General features: G+C 66.4%; 22 protein-coding genes. 11 read left to right on the top strand and 11 right to left on the bottom strand.

Annotated features, from left to right (window positions below; all coding sequences use genetic code 11):
- Window positions 1-5 precede the first annotated feature (5 nt).
- Complete coding sequence (locus VXD91_RS10435) at window positions 6-734, bottom strand: ABC transporter ATP-binding protein (RefSeq protein WP_346415327.1); 729 nt, start codon at window positions 732-734, stop codon at window positions 6-8.
- A 34-nt stretch (window positions 735-768) separates the two neighbouring features.
- Complete coding sequence (locus tag VXD91_RS10430) at window positions 769-1,605, bottom strand: ABC transporter permease (protein ID WP_346415326.1); 837 nt, start codon at window positions 1,603-1,605, stop codon at window positions 769-771.
- A gap of 229 nt (window positions 1,606-1,834) precedes the next feature.
- On the opposite strand from VXD91_RS10430, the gene VXD91_RS10425 reads away from it, so the two are divergent.
- Entirely contained in the window at window positions 1,835-2,584 is a 750-nt protein-coding gene (locus VXD91_RS10425; protein ID WP_346415325.1) for an SDR family oxidoreductase, read from the top strand.
- A 35-nt stretch (window positions 2,585-2,619) separates the two neighbouring features.
- On the top strand, window positions 2,620-3,531 hold the full coding sequence (locus tag VXD91_RS10420) for an AraC family transcriptional regulator (protein ID WP_346415324.1): 912 nt from the start codon (window positions 2,620-2,622) through the stop codon (window positions 3,529-3,531).
- 13 nt (window positions 3,532-3,544) lie between these two features.
- Here the strand turns inward: VXD91_RS10420 and VXD91_RS10415 are convergent, their stop codons facing one another.
- A complete protein-coding gene (locus VXD91_RS10415; RefSeq protein WP_131810201.1) occupies window positions 3,545-3,754 on the bottom strand; it encodes a hypothetical protein in 210 nt (69 codons plus the stop codon).
- Between the two features lie 101 nt (window positions 3,755-3,855).
- On the bottom strand, window positions 3,856-4,494 hold the full coding sequence (locus VXD91_RS10410) for a TetR/AcrR family transcriptional regulator (RefSeq protein WP_346415323.1): 639 nt from the start codon (window positions 4,492-4,494) through the stop codon (window positions 3,856-3,858).
- Between the two features lie 181 nt (window positions 4,495-4,675).
- Between VXD91_RS10410 and VXD91_RS10405 the strand changes: the two genes are divergently transcribed.
- Genes VXD91_RS10405 through VXD91_RS10385 form a run of 5 tightly spaced genes read left to right on the top strand, consistent with a single transcriptional unit; the run spans window position 4,676 to window position 10,755 of the window.
- The gene (locus VXD91_RS10405) at window positions 4,676-5,326 is read left to right on the top strand and encodes a hypothetical protein (protein WP_346415322.1); all 651 of its coding nucleotides are present in this window, start codon (window positions 4,676-4,678) and stop codon (window positions 5,324-5,326) included.
- 57 nt (window positions 5,327-5,383) lie between these two features.
- Window positions 5,384-7,192, top strand: coding sequence for a peroxidase family protein (locus VXD91_RS10400; RefSeq protein ID WP_318984076.1), 1,809 nt, complete (start codon window positions 5,384-5,386; stop codon window positions 7,190-7,192).
- A 6-nt stretch (window positions 7,193-7,198) separates the two neighbouring features.
- Complete coding sequence (locus VXD91_RS10395; RefSeq protein ID WP_346415321.1) at window positions 7,199-8,509, top strand: cytochrome P450; 1,311 nt, start codon at window positions 7,199-7,201, stop codon at window positions 8,507-8,509.
- A 48-nt stretch (window positions 8,510-8,557) separates the two neighbouring features.
- The gene (locus tag VXD91_RS10390; protein WP_346415320.1) at window positions 8,558-10,480 is read left to right on the top strand and encodes an acyl-CoA dehydrogenase; all 1,923 of its coding nucleotides are present in this window, start codon (window positions 8,558-8,560) and stop codon (window positions 10,478-10,480) included.
- The gene (locus tag VXD91_RS10385) at window positions 10,477-10,755 is read left to right on the top strand and encodes a hypothetical protein (RefSeq protein ID WP_346415319.1); all 279 of its coding nucleotides are present in this window, start codon (window positions 10,477-10,479) and stop codon (window positions 10,753-10,755) included. The genes VXD91_RS10390 and VXD91_RS10385 overlap by 4 nt, the downstream gene beginning before the upstream one ends.
- A gap of 53 nt (window positions 10,756-10,808) precedes the next feature.
- Here the strand turns inward: VXD91_RS10385 and VXD91_RS10380 are convergent, their stop codons facing one another.
- Entirely contained in the window at window positions 10,809-11,330 is a 522-nt protein-coding gene (locus VXD91_RS10380) for a DUF302 domain-containing protein (RefSeq protein ID WP_346415318.1), read from the bottom strand.
- Between the two features lie 214 nt (window positions 11,331-11,544).
- On the opposite strand from VXD91_RS10380, the gene VXD91_RS10375 reads away from it, so the two are divergent.
- The 3 genes from VXD91_RS10375 to VXD91_RS10365 are packed head-to-tail and all read left to right on the top strand — an operon-like array spanning window position 11,545 to window position 14,714.
- Window positions 11,545-12,564 carry a glycoside hydrolase family 6 protein gene (locus VXD91_RS10375; RefSeq protein ID WP_346415316.1) on the top strand — a complete coding sequence of 340 codons (1,020 nt, stop codon included), beginning with the start codon at window positions 11,545-11,547 and terminating at the stop codon, window positions 12,562-12,564.
- Between the two features lie 51 nt (window positions 12,565-12,615).
- Complete coding sequence (locus VXD91_RS10370; RefSeq protein WP_346415315.1) at window positions 12,616-13,719, top strand: MBL fold metallo-hydrolase; 1,104 nt, start codon at window positions 12,616-12,618, stop codon at window positions 13,717-13,719.
- 14 nt (window positions 13,720-13,733) lie between these two features.
- The gene (locus VXD91_RS10365; RefSeq protein WP_346415314.1) at window positions 13,734-14,714 is read left to right on the top strand and encodes an amidohydrolase family protein; all 981 of its coding nucleotides are present in this window, start codon (window positions 13,734-13,736) and stop codon (window positions 14,712-14,714) included.
- Here the strand turns inward: VXD91_RS10365 and VXD91_RS10360 are convergent.
- The 4 genes from VXD91_RS10360 to VXD91_RS10345 form a co-directional block, all read right to left on the bottom strand.
- Complete coding sequence (locus VXD91_RS10360) at window positions 14,711-15,544, bottom strand: hypothetical protein (protein WP_346415312.1); 834 nt, start codon at window positions 15,542-15,544, stop codon at window positions 14,711-14,713. The genes VXD91_RS10365 and VXD91_RS10360 overlap by 4 nt on opposite strands.
- A 15-nt stretch (window positions 15,545-15,559) precedes the next feature.
- Window positions 15,560-16,675, bottom strand: a complete 1,116-nt coding sequence (locus VXD91_RS10355) for an abhydrolase domain-containing 18 (protein ID WP_346415311.1) — start codon at window positions 16,673-16,675, stop codon at window positions 15,560-15,562.
- 119 nt (window positions 16,676-16,794) lie between these two features.
- Window positions 16,795-17,568: a glucose 1-dehydrogenase gene (locus VXD91_RS10350; RefSeq protein WP_064858901.1), complete on the bottom strand. Its 774-nt coding sequence runs from the start codon at window positions 17,566-17,568 to the stop codon at window positions 16,795-16,797.
- A gap of 74 nt (window positions 17,569-17,642) precedes the next feature.
- Complete coding sequence (locus VXD91_RS10345) at window positions 17,643-19,121, bottom strand: wax ester/triacylglycerol synthase family O-acyltransferase (RefSeq protein ID WP_346415310.1); 1,479 nt, start codon at window positions 19,119-19,121, stop codon at window positions 17,643-17,645.
- Between the two features lie 551 nt (window positions 19,122-19,672).
- Between VXD91_RS10345 and VXD91_RS10340 the strand changes: the two genes are divergently transcribed.
- Window positions 19,673-20,470 carry a L,D-transpeptidase gene (locus VXD91_RS10340; RefSeq protein ID WP_346415309.1) on the top strand — a complete coding sequence of 266 codons (798 nt, stop codon included), beginning with the start codon at window positions 19,673-19,675 and terminating at the stop codon, window positions 20,468-20,470.
- Between the two features lie 263 nt (window positions 20,471-20,733).
- Here the strand turns inward: VXD91_RS10340 and VXD91_RS10335 are convergent, their stop codons facing one another.
- Together VXD91_RS10335 and VXD91_RS10330 are read right to left on the bottom strand one after the other, a co-directional pair.
- Entirely contained in the window at window positions 20,734-21,219 is a 486-nt protein-coding gene (locus VXD91_RS10335) for a hypothetical protein (RefSeq protein ID WP_064858914.1), read from the bottom strand.
- 253 nt (window positions 21,220-21,472) lie between these two features.
- On the bottom strand, window positions 21,473-21,688 hold the full coding sequence (locus VXD91_RS10330) for a hypothetical protein (RefSeq protein WP_064858904.1): 216 nt from the start codon (window positions 21,686-21,688) through the stop codon (window positions 21,473-21,475).
- Window positions 21,689-21,728: the final 40 nt, after the last annotated feature.

Raw genomic sequence — 21,728 nt, 5'->3', positions numbered from 1 at the left:
TCCCGTCAGACACCGAGTTGCGCGAGCAGCTCGGTGCGGTAGTCGTCGGTGCGCCGGTCGCGCTGGTCGTGCGGCTGGCGCGGGCTCTCGATCGCCAGGGTGTGCGCGACCCGCCCGTGCTCGAGCACCACGATGGTGTCGGCCAATGCGATGGCCTCGTCCACGTCGTGCGTGACCAGGAGCACCCCGAAGTTGTGCTGGCGCCAGAGGTTGAGGAGCAGTCGGTGCATCGAGAGCCGGGTCAGGGCGTCGAGCGCGCCGAATGGCTCGTCGAGCAGCAGCAGTTGAGGCTCCGCCACCAGCGCGCGGGCCAGCGACACGCGCTGTGCCTGCCCACCCGACAGGGTCAGTGGCCAGGACTGCGCCTTGTCGGCGAGGCCCACCTCGTCCAGGGCCTGATCGGCGCGGGAAAGTGCTTCGGCGCGGGACAGTTTGGCGCGGGTCAGGCCGTAGCGCACGTTGTCGCGCACGGATCGCCACGGGAACAGCCGGGGCTCCTGGAACGCGACGGCGGGCGCGCCCTGGACCTCGCGCTCGCCCTGGAAATCACCGGCGAGGCCGGAAAGCACTCGCAGTATGGTCGATTTGCCCGAACCGCTGCGCCCGACGAGCGCGACGATCTCGCCACGCTTCACCCGGAGGCTGACATCGTCGAGCACCCGATTGGCGCCGTACCACTTGGATACCGAGCGCAACTCCGCTGCGGGTGGTTCCGATACCGCGGGCGGTTCCACGGGTACTTCGTAAAGTGCTGTCACAGGGTGCCTTTCAGAGTCGATAGCGCAAGGCACGGCGCTCCAGGATCCGCACGAGCGCGTCGGTGATGATGCCGAGCAGCGCGTAGACGACGAGACCGAAGATGATCACGTCGATGCGGAGGAAGTCGCGCGCGTTGTTGATGAGGTAGCCGACACCGGAGTCGGCATTGATCTGTTCGGCGACGATCAGCGTGAGCCACGAGATGGCCAGCGACTGCCGCAGCCCCACGAGGACCTGCGGTGCGGCGCTGGGGATGACGACGGTCCGCAGCCGCTCAAGCGGCGAAAAGCCGAGTACGGCAGCCGTTTCGAAGAGCTTGGGGTCGACCTGGCGGATTGCCGACGAGGTATTGAGGTAGAGCGGGAACGCGGCGCCCAACGCGACCATGAGCACCTTGGGCAGTTCGCCGATGCCGAACCAGACGATGAACAGCGGGATCAGGCCGAGGTGGGGCAGCGCCCGGATCATCTGCATCGTCGGGTCGACCGTGGCGTCCGCCCACTTCGAGAAGCCCACGAGGGCGCCGAGAGCGGCGCCGATGACGCCGCCGAGGAGGAGTCCTTCAGCCGCGCGGATTCCCGAAACGCGCAGTGCTTCGGCGAGTTGACCGTTGCCGATCAGCTCGATGCCGGCCTCCGCGATGGTCTGCGGTGCCGGCAGGACCTCGGGATCGATGAGGCCCCACGCGCTGCCGGCCTGCCACAGGATGAGTACCGCCAGCGGTGACAGCCAGCGGAGGATTTCCCAGCGCCGAGCGCGGACGCGGCTGATCCAGGAAACCGACTGCACTGCAGCAGGTTCGGTACCCGGTGCCGCGGCGGCCACCGGGGCCTCGCGGGTGGTCATCACGCTCCTCACGTCGACGGCTATCGGTCAGGCGCGCACGCCATCACCCCGAAATTAGGAGGCCGTGCACGGGCTGTGAAGATTTACCGTCGCCCTGATTCCACGGGAACGGGGGCGGTCGACCGCCGGCAGTGCCGTTTGCAGCATGCCAGGTCGCCAAGACGATCACGCATGGATCTCAGACGAAAGCGCATTGATCGTCGCGTTCGGTGACTCTACGTTTTGAGCTATGAAGACAGTGCTGATCACGGGTTGTTCGTCGGGCTACGGGCTGGAGATCGCCCGGCACTTCCATGCGCAAGGCTGGAATGTCGTCGCGACCATGAGAACGCCACGGCCCGAACTACTTCCGGACTCGGACCGAATCAGGGTGCTGGCGCTCGACGTCACGGATCCGCAGAGCATCGCCGGCGCCATCGCAGCCGCCGGTCCGATCGACGTGCTGGTCAACAATGCCGGCGTCGGGGTGGTGGGCGCGTTCGAGGCCACCCCGATGGCGACGACACGGGAGGTATTCGAGACCAACACCTTTGGCGTCATAGCCATGACGCAGGCCGTTGTCCCGCAATTCCGTGAACGGCGGTCCGGTGTCATCGTGAACGTGACCTCCAGTGCGACCTTGGCGCCGATGCCGCTGGCAGCGGTGTACACCGCGAGCAAGGCGGCGATCGAAGGTTTCACCGGCTCGCTGGCATTGGAGCTCGAATTCTTCGGAGTGGCTGCCAAACTCGTCGAGCCGGGCTATGGACCGGGCACCAATTTCGCCGCCAACGGCGCCGACCGGATGGACGGCCTGCTGCCTCCCGAGTACCTGGAGTTCGCGGGACCGGTCATGGCCGCGTTCGGCGACGTCGACGTGTTCACAACGGCGTCCGACGTGGCCGAGGTCGTCTACCAGGCCGCGACCGATACGTCGGGCCGGCTGCGGTTCGCGGCGGGCCCGGACGCGCTGGCCCTCGTCGCCGCGCACAGCGAATAGACACGTACTCGTCCGGTCGCGGGTACCGTGTCGAAATGGCAACGGACCCGCTCGATTTCATCGTCGCGCTGTTGCGGTGCCGGGCGGTGCGGTCGAAGATCGTGGCCGGTGGCGGTCAATGGAGCGTCCGCAAGCCGCGCTATACCGATCCGTCCTTCTGCGTGATGCTCGAAGGCGCATGCTGGTTCTGTCCCGAGGACGGCGACGCGATCGAACTCCGCGCGGGTGACTTTCTGCTGTTGCCGGAGACACCGAGTTTCGTGTTGGCGAGCGATCCGGCGCTGCCGCCCACGGATGCGCCGATCGACATCGAGGGTGACGCCGCCTACGGCGACGGCGCGCCGACGATGCGGATGCTGGGTGGGTACTTCCAGTTCGACCGGGCGAACGCGGAACTGGTTGCCCGGCTGTTGCCCCCGGCGATTCTCATTCGGCGCGGCGAACCGGGCGCGTCCCGCCTCGGCCGCATCGTGGAGCTGATCGCCGAGGAGGCCGGCGAGCACAACAGGTGCCGGGACCTGATCCTCGAGCGCCTGGTCGAGGTGCTGCTCATCGAGGCGTGGCGGTTCGAGACCGACCACGCGTCGGTCGAGCAGGGATTGCTTGGGGGACTGGCTGATCCGGCGTTGTCCGGGGTGCTCCGGGCATTGCACGCAGACCTGGCCGGGCCGTGGACGGTGGAGAAGCTGGCGCGCACGGCGGGCATGTCCCGGGCTGTCTTTGCCGAGCGGTTCTCCCGCACCGTCGGCATCCCGCCGATGCAGTACCTCACGGAATGGCGGGTCGCACGGGCCAAGGAAATGCTGCTGGGCGACCGGCCCGGGCTGTCGGCGATTGCCGGCAAGGTCGGCTACAGCTCGGCAAGCGCCTTCAGCGCGGCATTTGCGCGGGTGGTCGGATGCTCGCCGGCCGAGTTCGCCAAACGCAGCGATCGTGGGCCGGAGTAGCGGTGAAAGCGCTTCAGAGCCGGTACATTTCGCGGGCCATGGCCGCTTCCTCGAAGGACTCGTCGCGCCGCGGCGGGTAGTAGTCGGCCCGGTGTTCGGGCCAATGTGTGCGGCTCTGAATCCACGTGCCGGCCGCGGTGACCGCGTCGGCGAACTGCTGAGCGCTGTGGCGCAGCCAATCCCGCAGCATTTCTGCGGGGGTCGGAACGTGTGCGTGTGTCATGGCATCGACGCTACGAATCCGCACGGTCGCAGACATCGCGCCGAGGGCTGATCTTGATGTCCGACCACGGTAGGGCGTCGCGAGCGACCCCGGGCGGATGCTCAGGCCGGCGGCCCGACGAAATCGTCCAGCGCCGACTCGATTTCATGTGCGAGTCGTTGTGGCGCGTCGGGGTCTCCGGTGATCAGGTCGCGCAAGGCACGGTGGAACAGGCCGTCTGCCGTCGCGTAGACGATGGCGGGCGTGACGATGACGGCGGACTCGGTGAGCTCGGCGTAGGCGATGACGGCCTTCCAGGTGAGCGCGGCAAGGCTGTCGTCGATCTCGTTGATGCTCGCGGCGAAACGGTCGTCGAAGAGCGCCTGGGTGCGCAGGTCGTACCAGAGCCGGTGCATGACGGCCGACTCGCGCAGGGAATTGCTCAGCGCGCTGCTGATGCGGGTCTTGAGCTCCGGCCCGGAGCTGCCGTCGATGACGATGGAGTTGTACCGGTCGATGAAGTGGTCCTTGTACTGCCGCACGCAGCACATGACGAGGTCGTCCTTGTCGTCGAAGTAGTAGTGCAGAACGCCGAGCGATATCTCGCAGTGCTGGGCGAGTTCGCGCATGCTGGCCCGCGCGAAACCCAGTTCAGCAAGCCCGCTGGTGGCCTGGGCGGCCAGTGCCTGGCGGCGCGTAGCGAACTTTTGCCCGCGCGGACCCGACAACCGGCCTGCAACGCGGCTCGAGGCGGTATCCACAGGGCTCCAGTGGCTGATGAGGTGGCAGTGAACTGGCGGGAAATTCTAAGTCTATTCCTCTGATCAGGCACTTCTGCGCGCGCCGGCAAAGTTTGGACGATCGTCTTGAAATGCCCGCGAAGAGTGGCGCAGATCACTATCATGCTCCGCGGGTGCTCGAAATTCAACGGAAATGGTGCCGATGAGCGAACAAGAAACCACCGCAGATTCTGCTGCGGACGACAGGTTGGAATGGTTGCGAAAATCGGCGGCGGAGGGTCAACCGGGCGCGGTCGACTCGGCGTGGAGCTGGATCGTCGAGCTCTCCACCTTGGCCGACAACAATGCCGATGCCGCCGAAGCACAGCTCAACGACCTTTTCCGGCTGGGTACGCCGCCCGTCGATCTGGACGGTCCGACCGAGGGCATCCTGGTCATGACGACGACCAACCCCGCGTTGGACACGGTGACCCGGGCCGTCACCGCTCTCTGGATGCCGTGGCAGGGCAAACGCTTCGACTCGGACAGCGGTACCGGGGACAACCGGCTGACGCGCAGTACCGGCCTGGTCGGCAAATTGTTGTGGCCGCTGTACTCGATGCGTGACGCCGAGTCGGGCAAACTCGCCTTCGATTTCGCCACGTATGTCGAAGCCGGCAAGGACGATCCCGACCGCCAGGTGATGGTCATCGATTACGCCAACGTGGAATCCAATCCGCGGCTGGTGATCCGCAGCATCCGCGACGAGTTGGTGGAGCTGGTACCCGGCGTCTACCTCGGCAAGATTCTGTTCAACACCGGCGCAGACCGGTTCAGCAAGATTGGATACTTCGCGCTGCGCACGCCTCGCTGACGGATCCCAGATCATCCGACGACCACCGACCAACTTCGAAAAAGAAACGGCGACAACATGATTCCGTCACAATGGCACGAATATCCTTCTCTCCTGCTGCAGCTGAACGCGCTGTCCAAGACCCGTGACGAGCTGCGTGAGCACAACCTCTACGAGGCGTACGGCATGCGGCCGTCCGACGACCTGGGCCAGCCCACCGACGAGGTGCGTCGCGCTCGTCAGCCTGATGGCACCTGGAACGATCTCCAAGACCCGCACATGGGCGCCAAGGGCACCGGCTTCGGCCGCAACGTCCCGCTGTCGATGACCGTCACCGACGTCAAGCGACTCCTCAAGCCCGACCCCCGCGTCATCAGCCGCAAGCTGATGGCCCGCGACGACTTCAAGCCCGCCGGCATCATCAACGCACTCGCCGCCGCATGGTTGCAGTTCGAGAACCACAACTGGTTCTTCCACGGCGACGGTGTCGCGGACAAGACCATCGACATCCCGCTCAGTGCCGACGACCACTTCCCCGAGAACCCCATGAAGATCCGGTGCACCATCCCGCTGCGCGGGGAGATCGCCGACGGTTGTCCCGCACCGGTTTTCGCCAATGCGGAGACCCACTGGTGGGACGGCTCGCAGGTCTACGGCAGCGGTAAGGAACGTCAGGCGGAGATTCGCACCTTCGTCGACGGCAAGGTCAAGGTCGACCCGAGCGGCCGCCTGCCCGAGAGTGACATCCCCGGCATCGACCTCACCGGCATGAAAGAGAACTACTGGGTCGGCACCGGCCTGCTGCACACGATGTTCGCGCGTGAGCACAACGCCGTCTGTGACGCACTGAAGAAGGCCTACCCGAGCTTCGACGACCAGCGCCTCTTCGAACTCGGTGTGCTCGTCGTGTCGGCGTTGATCGCCAAGATCCACACCGTCGAGTGGACGCCGTGCGTACTGCGGCACCCCGCGCTGCAGATCGGCATGAACGCGAACTGGTATGGCGCGCTTGGCGAAACGTTCCGCGACAAGATCGGCCGCATCGGCGACAGCGAGGCCCTCTCGGGTGTCGTCGGATCGTCGACCGATCACCACGCCGCGCCCTTCTCTCTGACCGAGGAATTCGTCTCGGTCTACCGCATGCACCCGCTGATCCCCGATGACTGGAACTTCTTCTCGCTGGAGTCCGGCGAGCACCTGGTCAAGGCGGACTTCACCCAGCTGCAGGGCAGCTACACGCGCGGCTTCATGGACAAGCTCCAGATGGGCGACATGTGGTACTCCTTCGGGCTCGCCAGCGCCGGCGCGGTGTGCCTGCACAACTACCCGAACGCGCTGCGCAACCTGACCCGCGTCGACGGCCAGGTCACCGACCTCGCCACCCTCGACATCGTGCGCGACCGGGAGCGAGGTGTGCCGCGCTACAACGACTTCCGCGAAGCACTGCGGATGCCGCGGCGCAAGACCATCGACGACATCACGCCGAACAAGCAGTGGGCGCGGGAGATCAACGAGGTCTACAACGGTGACGTCGACGCCGTCGACCTGCAGATCGGCATGCAGGCCGAGCAGCCGCCGAAGGGATTCGGCTTCTCGGACACCGCCTTCCGGATCTTCATCCTGATGGCGTCGCGCCGGCTCAAGAGCGACCGCTTCTTCACCAACGACTTCAAGCCCGAGGTGTACACGCAGGTCGGGTTCGACTGGGTGAACAACAACACCATGAAAGACGTGATGCTGCGGCACTACCCGGAGCTGGAGCCGGTGATCGGCGACGTCGAGCGGGTGTTCGCACCGTGGCCGAAGCTGGGTGCACCGGTGCCGGGGAAGAAGAACCCGGTGGTGCAGTTGGCCGACTCGGTCCGCGCCTACCTGCCCTGGGGCTGACGGACGATGGCCGAGGATTTCCCGCACGCATCCATCGTCGAAGGGGTTCGGTTCACCGCCCAGATCGGCGTGCCGAATGTCCTTCTGGGACTGTTCAACAAGCGAGAGTTGCCCACGCGCATCGCATCCGGTTTGGGTTCGGACTACTTGGGGTACCAGCTTGTCGAAGGCATGGTCCGCAGTTACGGGCCCGGTCCGTTCTATGTGCGGGTCGTCGCCGACGAGGCATTGCTGGTGCATCACCCCGACGACCTGGAGTTCGTGTTGAGTGGATCGCCCGACCCGTTCGCCTCCGACCCGAAGCCCAAACGCGAGGGCATGGCGGCGTTCCAGCCGGACGCACTGACCATCTCGCGCGGGCAGCCGTGGGAGGACCGCAGGCGGTTCGCCGAGGCGGTGCTGGACACCGGCCACCCGGTGCACCGGCTGGCGCAGGCATTCGTCGAGAAGGTCGCGCGGACCGTCGAAGGCCTGGGCTCCGGAGAGCTGAAGTGGGCGGCGTGGAACGCCGCCTTCCAGCGGTTGACGCGCAGCGTGGTCTTCGGTGACAAGGCCGCGGACGACGCCAGGCTCACCTCACAGCTCAGCGAACTGATGTCGGCGGGCAACGGGATGCCCGGCGAGCCGGCGCCCGGCTACCCGGAGTTCGTGGGGCACATCGAGTCCTACCTGAAGGATCCTGAGCCGGGCAGTCTGGCCGCGCTGATCGCAGAGACGACGCCACCGGAGACGGCGAGTCCCGCGAGTCAGGTGATCCACTGGCTGTTCGCGATGGGGGACACCCTGGCGGCCAACGCTTTCCGGACCCTTGCGGTGTTGTCCACCCACTCGGAGAACCTGCGTGAGGTCCGGGCGGAAATGGGGTCGGCCGACATCAACTCGGGCCAGGGCATCGCCTCGCTGAAGTATCTGGGCGGGTGCCTGCTCGACACCATGCGGTTGTGGCCGACGACGGGGCTGTTCGGTCGAGTCGCGACCCGGGACATCGAATTCCCCAGTGGCGCAGTGCTGCCCGAAGGCAAGCAGGTCCTCATCTACAACGTGTTCAATCACCGGAACCGCGACCGGATCCCTTACGCCGACCGGTTCTCACCGGGTGAGTGGGTCAGCGGGGACGCCGGCAGCGACTGGTCGTACAACTTCTTCAGCCACGGCCCGCAGGGCTGCCCGGGAGCCGGCCTGTCGGTGTTCCTCGGGCAGGCCTTCCTGGCGCACGTACTGAACGAATCCGGTCCGGTGCTGCGCGGCGCTACGCTGAACCCACAGAAGTCGCTGCCGCATAGCATTGATCTGTACGGCATCAGCATTGAACGCTAGATGGACCATGCGGTCGTCACCGCGACCGTGCGATGGAGGGGACTCTTTGTGACGACGACCGCCGAACATCTCCGTTACGCCCTGGACGGGCGTTGGCGCGACGTGAAAGACCGTATTCGCGAAGAGCTTTCCGCGGAGCTGTTCAAGCCGCACTACACCCCGGACACCGCGGTGGCCCGGGCCAAGGTCACCGAGCAGATGAAGTACATGGCGTCGCGCGGGGCCGCCGAGGACGCCTTCGCGAAGGGCCACGGCGGCAACGGTGATGCGGGCGCCACCATCGCCCGTATCGAGATGCTGGCCATGAGCGACCTGTCGCTGATGGTCAAGGCCGGCGTGCAGTGGGGCCTGTTCGGCGGCGCCATCGACAACCTGGGCACGGAACGCCACCATGAGGCGTACGTGCGCAAGGCCATCGACCTGGACCTCGTGGGCTGCTTCGGCATGACCGAGACCGGGCACGGCAGTGACGTGCAGTCCCTGGAGACGACCGCCACGTACGACCCGGCCACCGGCGAGTTCGTCATCGATTCACCGACGCCCACGTCGCGCAAGGACTACATCGGCGGTGCGGCCGAATCAGCCCAGGTGTCAGCGGTTTTCGCGCAGCTGATCACCAAGGGCGAGAACCACGGCGTGCACTGTTTCATCGTGCCGATACGCGATGAGTACGGCAACGACCTACCGGGGATCCGGACCTCGGACTGTCACTACAAGGGCGGACTGCCCGGTGTCGACAACGGGCGCATCCAGTTCGACCATGTCCGCATCCCGCGGGAGAACCTGCTCAACCGCTACGGCGACGTCGCCGAGGACGGGACGTACTCGTCCCCGATCGAAAACCCGAACCGGCGGTTCTTCACGATGCTGGGCACGCTGATCCGGGGCCGCGTGACGGTCGGCGGCAGCGCCGCGGCCGCCGCGCGCGTCGCATTGGACATCGCGACCCGGTATGCGTTGCAGCGCAGGCAGTTCGAGGCGCCGAAGACCGACGACGAAGTCCTCATCATGGACTACCTGGTGCACCAGCGTCGGCTGCTGCCGCTGATCGCGAAGTCGTACGCGCTGCAGTTCGCGCAGAACGAATTGGTGTCGGACCTGCACGATCTGCAGGACGTCGAAGAACCCGACGGCGAGGTGCAGCGGGAACTGGAAGCGCGGGCCGCGGGCCTCAAGGCCACCGCGACGTGGCACGCCACCAAGGCCATCCAGGAATGTCGCGAGGCCTGCGGCGGTGCGGGCTATCTGGCCGAGAACCGCCTCATCGCGCTCAAGGCCGACACCGATGTCTTCACGACCTTCGAAGGCGACAACCACGTCTTGACGCAGCTGGTGGCCAAACACCTGCTCACCGAGTACGCCGACGACATCAAGGGCATGAGCCCGTTCGAGTGGGTGAAGTTCGCGACCAGCACGGCGCGGGAGCGTGTGCGCCGCAGCACCGGCACCGAGACCATCCTGCAGAACCTGCTCGACACCCGGCAGGACAACGAGGAAGAGGGCAGCCTCTTCAACCGCGGCACGCAGGCCAAGATGTTCGAGGACCGGGCCGACTACCTGTTGTCGACCGTGGCCCGCCGACTGCAGGCCAACTCCAAGGAGATGAGTCCCTTCGAGGCGTTCAACTCGGTGCAGGACCACGTGCTGCACGCGGCCTCGGCCCACATCGACCGCATCGTGTTCGAGTCTTTCGCCGCCGGCATCGATGCGTGCACCGATCCCGAGGCCCGCGAGATCTTCGGCCTCCTGTGCGACCTGTATGCGTTGTCGGTGATCGAAGAGGACAAGGCGTGGTACATCGAGCACCGCTTCCTGTCCATGGATCGGGCCAAGGCCGTCACCGCCGGGATCAACGATCGCTGCCGCAAGCTCCGGCCGTACGCCGAGGTGCTGGTCGACGGATTCGGCATCCCCGAGCAGCTGCGCTACGCCGAGATGCTGCATCCGGAGCGCATTCCGGACGTGCGATGACAAGACCCGCCATGGACCTCTCGAAGAAGACGGCACTGTTCGTGGCGGCCGGCGTGGCGGTTGGCGTCCTGGTCGCTCCGGCTGCGCAGGCCGACATCTGCGACCCGTCGGTGACCGTCTGTCAGGGCAGTGAGATCAGCGGCCCGACGTCGGTGCCGGCCGCGTCGCCGCCGGTCATCGCGAGCGATGACGAGTTCCCGTTCGGCGATGACGAGTGGTACCTCTACCCCGGCACGGGCGTCATCAACCGCGGGGGTGGCGGCGGGCACCGTTAGGGCAGCGGCTCCAGATCAACTGTGTTGACGGAGAGCCGACGCGCCGGTCGAGTTCACGCTGCGTCGCCGGTGCTCGAGATCTTCGCGGCCAGGGCGGCGAGTTTGTCGTCCAAGATCAGTGCCGCCGCCAGTAGCGGCGGGTTGTCATCGACAACCATCAGCGACGACGGTTTGACGTAGGTCAAGGCGCTCCGGTTGCCATCAGCTTCCGTCAGAAGGACCTCCACGGGAGCAAAGAGCCCGGCCGCGAGGTCGTGCCGAATCATGGTGATCGCGATGAGCGGATTGCCCAGGATGACGCGCAGGGCCCTGCGCTCTACGCCGGCGGTGCTGAGCCACCGGGTGTGGTCGATCAGGTGCATCAACATGAAATCGCTCGGCCCGGCCTGGCGCTCGACGTCTGCCGCGAACGCGCTCCAGTCGCGATCTGCCAGCGCCTGCAGGTCCGTTATCTGCGCGGGTTCGGTACCGATATCGGCGAGCAAGTCGGCACTCAGTTCATCGAATGTCTTGTCGCTGTCGAACCGCATCCGGACCCCGCTGAACGGAATCGCGTGAGCCTTCACTGTGGTCATCGTCGTTTGTCCTCGCCAAGGAACCGGGTCTACACACCACATTCGGCCAATCGGTGGCCGGGTGGGGAGGCCGAGATGATCCTGGTGTTCGCAGGAACAGGATGGGCATCGGTTCGGACGAGGGCCGAAGTAGCAACTAGCCACATTGATCACTCGCACACCAACTTTGGCCCCCGATTGGCGCTTATTGACCAAGTCGAACTATTTTCCTGAGGTGATCTCTTCGGCTGTTGGCGCTGTCGCCCGCTGGACCGCTCCCCTCCTCGCCGTCGCCGCTGTCGCGAGCGTCGGCCTGACCGTCGACCCGGCGCCGCGCGATGCCGCCGCCCCGTCGATCCGGCTGGTCGACGACAGCAACCCGCTGGCCGGCCGGCCCTTCTACGCCGACCCGATCTCGAAGGCCCGGGCCGCCGCCGCACAGGCCGACCCGCCCAGCCCCGAGCTCACCGCCATCGCCAACACGCCGCAGGCCTACTGGCTGGACCAGGCGTTCCCCGCCTCGACCGTCGGCGGCACCGTCGCCGGGCTGGCCGGAGCCGCGAACGCCGCGGGCGCCACCCCTGTGCTGGTGCTGTACGGCATCCCGCACCGCGACTGCGGTAGCTACGCAGCAGGCGGATTCGGCTCGGCCGACAGCTACCGCGCCTGGATCGACAGCGTCGCGGCGGGCCTCGGTGGCTCGCCGGCGGCGATCATCGTCGAGCCCGACGCGCTCGCGATGGCCGACTGCCTGTCCGCAGGCCAGCGGCAGGAGCGCTTCGATCTGATCCGCTACGCCGTCGACACGCTGACCCGCGACCCGGCGGCGGCGGTCTACATCGACGCCGGGCACTCGCGCTGGGTGAGCGCCGAGACCATGGCCTCGCGGCTTAACGATGTAGGTGTCGCCAAGGCCCGCGGCTTCAGCCTCAACACCACCAACTACTTCACCACCAATGAAGAGATCGGGTACGGCGAGGCGATCTCCGGCCTGACCAACGGCGCGCACTACGTCATCGACACCTCGCGCAACGGTGCCGGGCCCGCCGAAGGCGACCCGATGTACTGGTGCAACCCGGACGGCCGCGCGCTGGGCGTCGCACCCACCACCGACACCGCCGGCGCGCACGCCGATGCGTACCTGTGGGTCAAGCGCGTCGGCGAGTCCGACGGGTCGTGCGGCCGCGGGGAACCCGGTGCGGGCACGTTCGTGAAGTCGTTCGCCATCGACCTGGCGCGCAACGCAGCACGCTGATTCCGCGCGCCGAGACCACGGTTTCGGCGAAAAGGGCGATACGTTGCCGTCATGCACGGGTGTGGCCCTGACTGCGCCGACGGCGTCGATGCGATTTCCCGGCGCACCGCGATTGCCGCGTCGGTGTCCGCGCTGCTCGGCGGCGCCGCGCTGGCGACCGCGGCCGGCAGTTCAGCCGCGCCGGGCGGCGGGGCGCTGCCGCAGAACGCACTGATCACGCTCGGGGTGCAGGCAGGCCCGCCGCCGGTACCGAATCGGACGGGCATCTCGTCGGCGCTCAAGATCGGTGACGACGTCTACCAGATCGACTGCGGCCTGGGCTCTTTGAACGCGTTCACGAACGCGGGGCTGAGGTTCGACCAACTGCGCAGCCTGTTCATCACGCACCTGCACACCGATCACATCGTCGACTACTACAGCTTCTTCCTGTCCGGCGGCTACACCGCGTCACCGGGTAAGGGCGCGGTGTCGGTGTACGGACCCGGCCCCGCCGGGGGGCTGCCGCCGAGCGAGGTCGGCAACCCCAACCCACCGACCGTCGAGCCGGCCGATCCCACACCGGGCATCGCGGCCATGACGGATGCGCTACACCGGGCTTTCGCCTACACCAGCAACATCTTCATCCGGGACATGGGCACCGACGACATCCAGAGCCTGGTCAATGTGCACGAGGTCGTCGTGCCACCCGGCTCGGACTACCAGAACCGGGCGCCGCGCACCGACCCCTTCCCGGTCATGACCGACAACAACGTGCGCGTCACCGCGACCCTGGTGAGCCACTACGACGTGTACCCGGCCTTTGCCTTCCGGTTCGACCTCCTGCGAGCTGGCGTCTCGGTCACGTTCTCGGGCGACACGACCAAGTCCGACAACCTGATCACCCTCGCGCGGGGCACCGACGTCCTGGTGCACGAAGCACAATTCAGCCTCACCGACGGCGGCAACAACAGCAGGTTCCCGCCCGGCTACCTGGTCCGGTCCCATACCTCCGCCGAGCAGGTGGGTGAAGTCGCCGCGGCGGCGGGCGCCAAGCATGTTGTGCTGAGCCACTATTCGCCCACCGATCTGCCCGACTCGACGTGGCGGGATGCGATCGGCAGCCGCTACCGGGGCAAGATCACCGTCGCGCGTGACGGCCAGGTCTTCGCTCTCTGACTTATCCTCGGCCTATGCACCTGATCGCGCTGGAAGAGCACTACGCGTGGAACCCGGCGAGTGACGGCAATGTGGTCGCGACGTGGCTGGAGTCCAACAACCGCCTCGGCTTCGACCGGCTCTATGACCGTGGGCCGCTGCGGCTGGAGCAGATGGATGCCGCCGGCATCGACTTCCAGATCCTGTCCCTCTTCGACCCCGGCGTGCAGGAGTACGACGACGCCGCGCTGGCCGCCGACTATGCGCGCCGCGCCAACGACGATCTCGCCGAGACGGTGCGGCAGTATCCCGACCGGTTCGGCGGCTTCGCCACCCTCGCCACGCAGGACCCGGACGCCGCGGTTGCCGAATTACGCAGGGCCGTCGTCGATCTCGGTCTGGTGGGTGCGCTCATCAACGGCCACACGCATGGCCGGTATCTGGACGACCCCGCCTACGAGCCGTTGTTCGCCACCGCCGAGACGCTGGGGGTTCCGCTCTATCTGCACCCCACCACCCCGCATCCGGCGGTGATGGATGCCTGGTTCGCGCCGTACGTCGACCAGGGTCTGCACCTGGCGTCGTGGGGGTTCGCCGTCGAAGCGGGCACGCACGCGCTGCGATTGATCTACTCGGGCCTGTTCGACCGGCACCCGAACCTGCAGATGATTCTCGGTCATCTCGGAGAGATGCTGCCGTTCACCGCTTTTCGCACCGATCGGTACTACGGCCTGGGCGGGTCTGGTGGCCGGCTGCAGAAACTGCCGTCGGACTACCTGCGGGAGAACTTCTACTTCACCACGAGCGGCAATTTCTCTCCACCGGCCATGGCGTGCACCTTGGCGGTCATGGGCACCGACCGCGTCATGTTCTCGGTGGACTATCCGATGGACGACAACATCGACGGGGCCAACTTCCTGGCGTCGTATCCGATGGACGAGGCCGACCGCCGCAAAGTCGGCTACGAGAATGCGTTGCGGCTCTTCGGCGATCGCATTCCGCGGATCGGCGGCTAGCGGCCGCGCGCCATCCAGCTGAGGTTGAGTGCCTTGCCCACCTGGTTGAGCTGATTGACGGCCTCTTCGATGCGGCGGCGCGGCACCGCTACCCGCCACTCGGGCATCCGTCCGGTCAACTGGAGCGTCTCGGGGCTGAAGCTGATGGACGTCGGCGCGAGTTCACGCTGCAGCTTCGGCAGTTGAATCCGGTAGGCGGGCAACCGGTTCGGCAGGTGCCACCGGGCCCGGCGCAACGAGACCATTCGCGGTTTCACGAACAGCGTCGACCCGTCGATGGTCGCGTCCACCTCGAGATAGCCGATGTCAGGCCTTCTGGCCCAACGGATTTGCGCGACACCACCGGCGTCGATCCGGCCGATCAACTTCGGCGCGGCCCGGCCCGGCAACGACGACGCCCGGTCGATGATCTTGTCGAGCGCCGTGGCGGACATCTCGATGGTCAGATCGAGCGGTGCCGCCACGAGGACCGGGGTACTGGTCGGTTTGATGTGGGTGTTGTGCAGGACAGCGGTGGCCTTGTCGAATTGCCAACCATCCCAGACGATGTCGGACGCCGAGATCGAGACGGTGTTGAGTTGACCGACCGAGAGGCTCCGCATGTCGAGGTCGGCATCGATGGCCGTCACCGTCAGCGTCATCTCTCCCGATTTGAGCTTGACGGTCATGCGGCGACCGACGACCTGCCTGCGCACCGTGTCGAACAGGGACTTGTAGGCGCCGGCCGGGCCGCTGGTGAGTGCGCCACCTGCGGTCGACGCCCAGAACGACGACACCGCGTCCCAGTTGGGGAACGAGTCCCAGGACGGGAACGGTGCGGAGTTCGCCATGATCGGGATGCCGGCCTACGCGGTGCCGAGTGACTCGCGGAACCGACGGCCGAGGATTCCGCGTGCCGCGCGGGTCCAGGTGAACCCGACGTGCCCCGCATTGACCCAGCGCACCTGCTCGGCGTGCCACGAATCAGCAAGGGCCTGCGACTGTTCCACCGGAATCAGCCGGTCCGCCTTGGCGATGAACAGTGTCCGGTCCCGTGGTGCGACGACCGTCGGCAGCGCCAACGGGGACACGACCTGGAAGACGGCCCGCGCGGCGTCGGAGGCGATGACGTCCCGGTATTCCGCGGGCGGGCCGTGGTGCGTCAGCAGCGCGAGTGGATCGGCGAATGGCAGCGCCGCGGCCACCGCGTCGAACCGTTCCAGGCCGGCCAGGACGGTGGACAGGTAGCCACCGAGCGAGACGCCGTAGAGGCCCACCGGGGCATCGGTGGTGCTGCGAATCCAGCTCACCAACCGGCGGACATCCCACACGGCCTGCGTGATGCCATGCAGCATCGAGGCGAGATCGAGGGACAGCAGCTGGCCGTCGGCCGACTCGCGGCGAGGCCCGTGCAATGGCGAAATCGGCAGCGCCACATTGTATCCGAGCTTGTGGTGCAGGTAGTTGGCCCACAGTACGTTCAGGTCGAAGCGCGACGATCCCATGCCGAAACCGTGCAGGGCGACGACCCACGGCGCGGGGGAGTCTGGGCGGCGCAGCAGCCGGACGGTGACGGTGTCGTTGCGGCCATTGCCGGGCCACCGGCCCGCACCCGGCTCGAACGACCGGGCGTCGAATTCCGATGCGAAGGACATCGACTCGTGCCCGAGTGGGCCGCTGTGGGTGCTCCAGCGCAGGACGTCGGCGTCGTTGAGTTTCGGGGGAGTGCGGTGGTACTTCGACGGTTTGGAAATCCAGCCCCGCCTCTTGAACATGGTCGCGGCCTTGTCCAGGTCGGCGGCGAGCCGGTCCGGTGCGGCTTCCGCCGGCAGCTTCGGTTGGCGCAGGCGCATGACGGCGAGCACGGCTTCATCGATCGCGACGTGCGGAGCCACGGCCATGCGCTCGCCGACGTCCATGCAGTCCGGCCGGCTCACCATGGGCGACTCGGGCAACTCATCGTTCCTCAGTGGGGCAGACACCATTGTCTCCTTGCTGGAAGTCGTCCCGCCCGCAGGTGCGCGCCGATGGCCCTCGGCGCGCACCCGCGTTCAGCCCAAATATGTTGAACTGGCGGACGATTGGCTGGTCGCCTATGAAGTTATTGACCCATCACGTACTTGACGGTGGGGCCGGCGGACCAGCCGCCGTCGACCGCGATCTCGGCGCCGGTGACGTATGAGGCGGCGCGTGACAGCAGGTAGGTGACGGCGCCGGCGATCTCGTCGGCCTCGCCGACGCGACCCATCGGGGTGTTGGGGTAGTTGCCCTCGCCCTGCTGGATGCCGATGTTTGCCGTCATCGGCGTGTAGGTCATGCCTGGGTGCACGGAGTTCACCCGGATGCGGTCGGTACCGAGCTCGACGGCGGCGATCTTGGCGAGGCCGCGGACGGCCCACTTGGAGGCGCCGTAGCCGGCGGTCAGTGCCAGCCCCATCAGGCCCGCGGCCGAGGAGATGTTGACGATCGAGCCACCGCCGGCAGCGCGCATCGGCGCGATGACGGACTGGATGCCGTTGAAGACGCCGACCAGGTTGACGTCGAGCACCGTGCGGAAGTGCTCCAGCGGTTCGTGCTCGATGAATTGGCCGGTGGAGATGCCGGCGTTGTTCACCAGGCCGGTGATCTTGCCGAACTCCGCGACCGTCAGTGCGACGGCCGCATCCCACTGGGCGCGATCCGTCACGTCGAGATGCGTGTAGCGCGCAGCGTCTCCGAGTTCGGCTGCCAACTGCTTGCCCTCATCGTCGAGGACGTCAGCAATGACGACCTTGCCGCCGCCGGCGACGATATGCCGTGCCATCGACGCGCCGAGACCGCGTGAACCACCGGTGACAATGGCCACCACGTCCGACAAGCTGTCCGAATCTGCCATTGCAGTTACTTCCTTTCCGTCGTCAGGGCACGGATCGCGCCGTTGCGTCTGCCCTCGTGTGAAGGCAATCACATCTATTCGGCGCTGCCGGCGGAGCTCCCACCCGGTGGGATTGCGGCACCGGTTTTCTTGGCCGCGGGGGAGTTCTTCTTCGCGACAGGCTCTTCCCAGCCGGATGCGGCGAGCAGGCGATCGAGCTCTGCTTTGGCGCCCTCGAGGATCTCCCACGGGTCATCGACGAGGTCCGGATCGGCCTGGATGCCGACGTCGACGTTGCCGCCGTAGCTGAAGACGGTGACGTTGATGCCCATGCCGACGGTCAGCGGGCCGACGGGAACGATGTGCTCGATCTTGGCGCCGGCCATGTAGAGCTGGATCGGCGGGCCGGGCACGTTCGAGACGATGAGGTTGCTGGCCAGGGGCAGTTTGTCCTCGAGTTTGGCGGCGCGAAAGCCCTTGAACGCCAGGTTCAGCAGTACCGGCGGCGCGAAGTCGGTCAGACCGATGGACTGGCCGGCCTGCAGATCCTCGGCGAGTGCCTTGGCGCTGTTCATGCCGTTGTGGATGGCGGACAGCCGCTCGACCGGATCCTCCACATCGGTGCACATGGAGGCGATCATGGTGTGGACGTGGTTGCCGGGGGTCTCGTCGCCCGCGTCGCGCGTGGACATCGGCACGGTCGCCAGCACCGGAGTCTCGGGCAGCGCGTCGCGCTTGGTCAGGTAGGTGCGCAGCGCGCCGGCGACGACGCTCAGGATCACGTCGTTGACCTTGACGCCGAGACCGTTCTTGACGTGTTTGATGTGCGCCATCGGCAGCGACGTGTACGCGAAGCTGCGGTGCGAGCTGAGCGCGCCGTTGAAGCTGGTCTTGGGGGCGCTCATGGGGCGTGGCGGTGGGTCATCGCGCCGCAGATGGCTGATGGTGGTCACCGCGTTGCGGACGGTTTGGCCGAGGTACTGAACGAGTTTCGGCGGCGTGGTCGCGGCCGACAGCGTGCCCTTGGCGAACAGTTCGAGGCTCGAATGACGGGGCTGCTCGCCCTCGTCGGGCAGCTCGACGATCGGGCCCTTGGCATCGGGCGTGACGTCGCACAGCACCGACGAGAGACCGGCGCCGGACACGCCATCGACGATCGAATGGTGGGTCTTGGCGATGAAGGCGACCCGGCCGCCTTCGAGGCCCTCGACGAACCAGCTCTCCCACAGGGGCTGGTTGCGGTTGAGCTGGCGGGCCAGGATTTCGCCGACGACGTCGGCGAGTTCCTTCTCGCCACCGGGAGCGGGTAGTGCCGCGCGGTGAATGTGGTAATCGAGCTTGAACGCCGGATCGTCGACCCACACCGGCCGGTCCAGGCCCAGCGGCACCTCTTGGATACGGCGCCGGAACGACGGCAGGTAGGGCAGCCGGCGGTCGAGGTGATCACGCAGATGCTCGAAGTCGAATCCTGGTGCGTCACTGGGATCCAGAATCATCAACCCCAGCGTGTGCTGTGGCCATTCAGTGCCCTCCATGGACAAGAACATGGCATCCATGCCGGACAAACGCTTCACCGCAATACTCCCCTCGTGGACCACGGATTTGTGGCGGCAATAACGTATCCACGAATGCGAGTTTCACAATTGCTACTTCCCAGTCAGCGAGATCGAAATCCGCGGCCTATCAGCGGTTCTCCCGTTATTCGGAATGCTTCCACTAAGTGCACTCGGTTAGCTGTTTCACTTTTCCCACGACTGGCGAGAAGTTGTTAAGAATGCCCGCGCAGATATACTCTGCCGAAATTGCTTTGGCGCGGCAGCGAATTCATCGATTCCCGGCTCGGTGTCGAGCACTTCGCGATTCAAGATCAACATCTCCGCGACATATCCACATTGAGATGGGGCACGACGATCGCGCCGTAGATCAGCGCCGGCAGCATCGCGGGGTCGTCGATGCGACGATCGGCTCCGGGATTGTTCCTGGTGGTCTGCGTCGTGATGTTGGGTGGCCAATCCGTGACGAATCTTTGACCGAAATATTGACGCGCCGTACGGATTTCGGCGTTTACCGCCCCATACCATGACGGTGTTCAACCATGCGGCCAGCGCACAAAGGGGTCGGATATATGCGGGTGTTTGTACACGGTGTCCTTGCCGTGGTCGTGGTCGCCACCACTACCACCGGCGGTGCGCTCGGTATCGAGACGGCGGGTATTCGCCTGCCGTTGAGCTCGATCATCGAGTCGACGCAGCCGACGCAGGGCGTGCCGGTCGGCGTCGCGCACCCGATCATCGTGACGTTCAAGCGGCCGATCACCAATCGTGCGGCCGCCGAAATGGCCCTGGATGTGACGTCGACGCCGGCGATGACGGGCAAGTACGAATGGCTGGACAACAAAGTGGTGCAATGGAATCCGGACGGATTCTGGCCCGCGCACAGCACCATCAAGTTGACGGTTGGTGGTCAGCCGATGGCAGTCACCACCGGTCCGGCGGTCGTCGGGACCGCGTACGTCGCCGATCACACGTTCACCGTGACCGTGGACGGCCAGACCCAGCCGGATATGCCGGCGCCGCACCACCTTCCGCACCTGGGTGAGTCCGGCACGCTGCTCGCGACCTTGGGTCGTCCGGAGTATGCGACACCGGTCGGTAAGTACACCGTGTTGGCGAAAGACCGCAATGTACTGATGGATTCGAGCAGCGTCGGCATTCCCGTCGATCATCCGGACGGGTACATGACGGAGGTCGAGTTCGCGGTACGGATCAGCCGACGCGGACTGTTCGTGCATTCGGCGCCCTGGGCCGTCGAGTCGATGGGCTTCGAAAACGTCAGCCACGGCTGTATCGGCCTGGCGCCCGCTGGAGCCGAGTGGTACTACAACACCGTCAACGTCGGTGATCCGGTCATCGTCGAGCCTTAGTTAGGCTGCGCCCCAATCTCTTTCGCTGCCAAGGCGGTCCTACTCGGACAAGTGCGCCCTCAGTTCAGGGTCGATCCGGGTTGCGGGCCACGGTGGGTTGATCCTGAAGTCAGGGCGCTGTCTACTCGCACAAATGCGCCCTCAGTACAGCGTCAACAGGATGTGGCTGCCGCGGTCTGCTGACTCTGCGCCCCGAACGCCTGAAGCACCCGAGCCACGAGGGCTCGGGTGCTTCGGTGAAAGCGGTTGTGCAGCTGGCTGGTTCAGTTCTGCGGACCGGGCTGGGTCGGCAGATTGGGGGTCGGGCCGCCGGCGTCGACGGGCCGCAGGGTCCGGGCCTCCTTGCCATCGGCGACGCCACCCATGTCCATCGGGATGGCGGCGGGGGCCGCGGCAATCGGGATGGGCGCCCCGATCGGCAAGCCGGCGGGGATCGGGGGCACGACGGGAGGCACCGCTGCCGGGACAGGCGGGACGACCGCGGGGACCGGCGGGACGGCTGCCGGAACGACCGGCGCGGCCGCCAGCGGGCCGACGATGCCCGAGGATTCGACGGCGGGCGCGGCGCAGGGTGCAGCTGCTGCCGCGGCGGCGGGTGCCCCTGCGGCAGGTGCCACGGCGCTCGCGTCGCACGCGTACCCGCCCGTCTTGAGTGGGACTGCCGCTGCGGTCGGGCTCACGGCCACGGCCGTCGCGCACACACCGGCGCTGGCAACTATTTTCACAGCGATTCGACCAAAGCTGATCATCACCGGCGTCTCCTTGAATGTGCCCTTAAATTACAGCGCCGAAAATTTGCGCAGCTGAACCGTAGGGCACCGCGAGAGGCTGGTTCAAGACATGTTTTCAATCGGATGCGCGCTCGACATGGGACTGAGCCGCGACCGTGACCGCATCGTTTCAATAGCCTCAAAGTCCTCACAGAGAGGTCTCGGCGGGTAACGGATCGGTGCCGGAACCCGTTGTGAGGCTGGCAAACTCGGCGCGGCCGAGTGGATAGGGCTAGATGGCGGAGTCGTCGGCCAGCTGTCGTGCGAGTTCTTCCTCGGCGCGACGTTCGACGAGGAGCGGGACGAAGTCGCGAATCGTGCTGTCGGCGAACTGCCGGCGCGCGACGTCGATGACGGTGGTCACCCGAGCCGGGGGCAGGTCCGCAAACTTGGCCGTGAGGCGGGTCTCGATTTCGGTGAATACCTGCTCTTCGGTCTTGGCGGCCATGCCGCCGATCCTTCTCGGCGGCCTTGACGGCTGTCAACGC

The organism is Mycobacterium sp. SM3041 (genome assembly GCF_039668335.1).
Lineage (GTDB): Bacteria > Actinomycetota > Actinomycetes > Mycobacteriales > Mycobacteriaceae > Mycobacterium.
The sequence above is the reverse complement of the archived record's forward strand: the minus strand, read 5'-3'. Positions and strand labels throughout refer to the sequence as shown.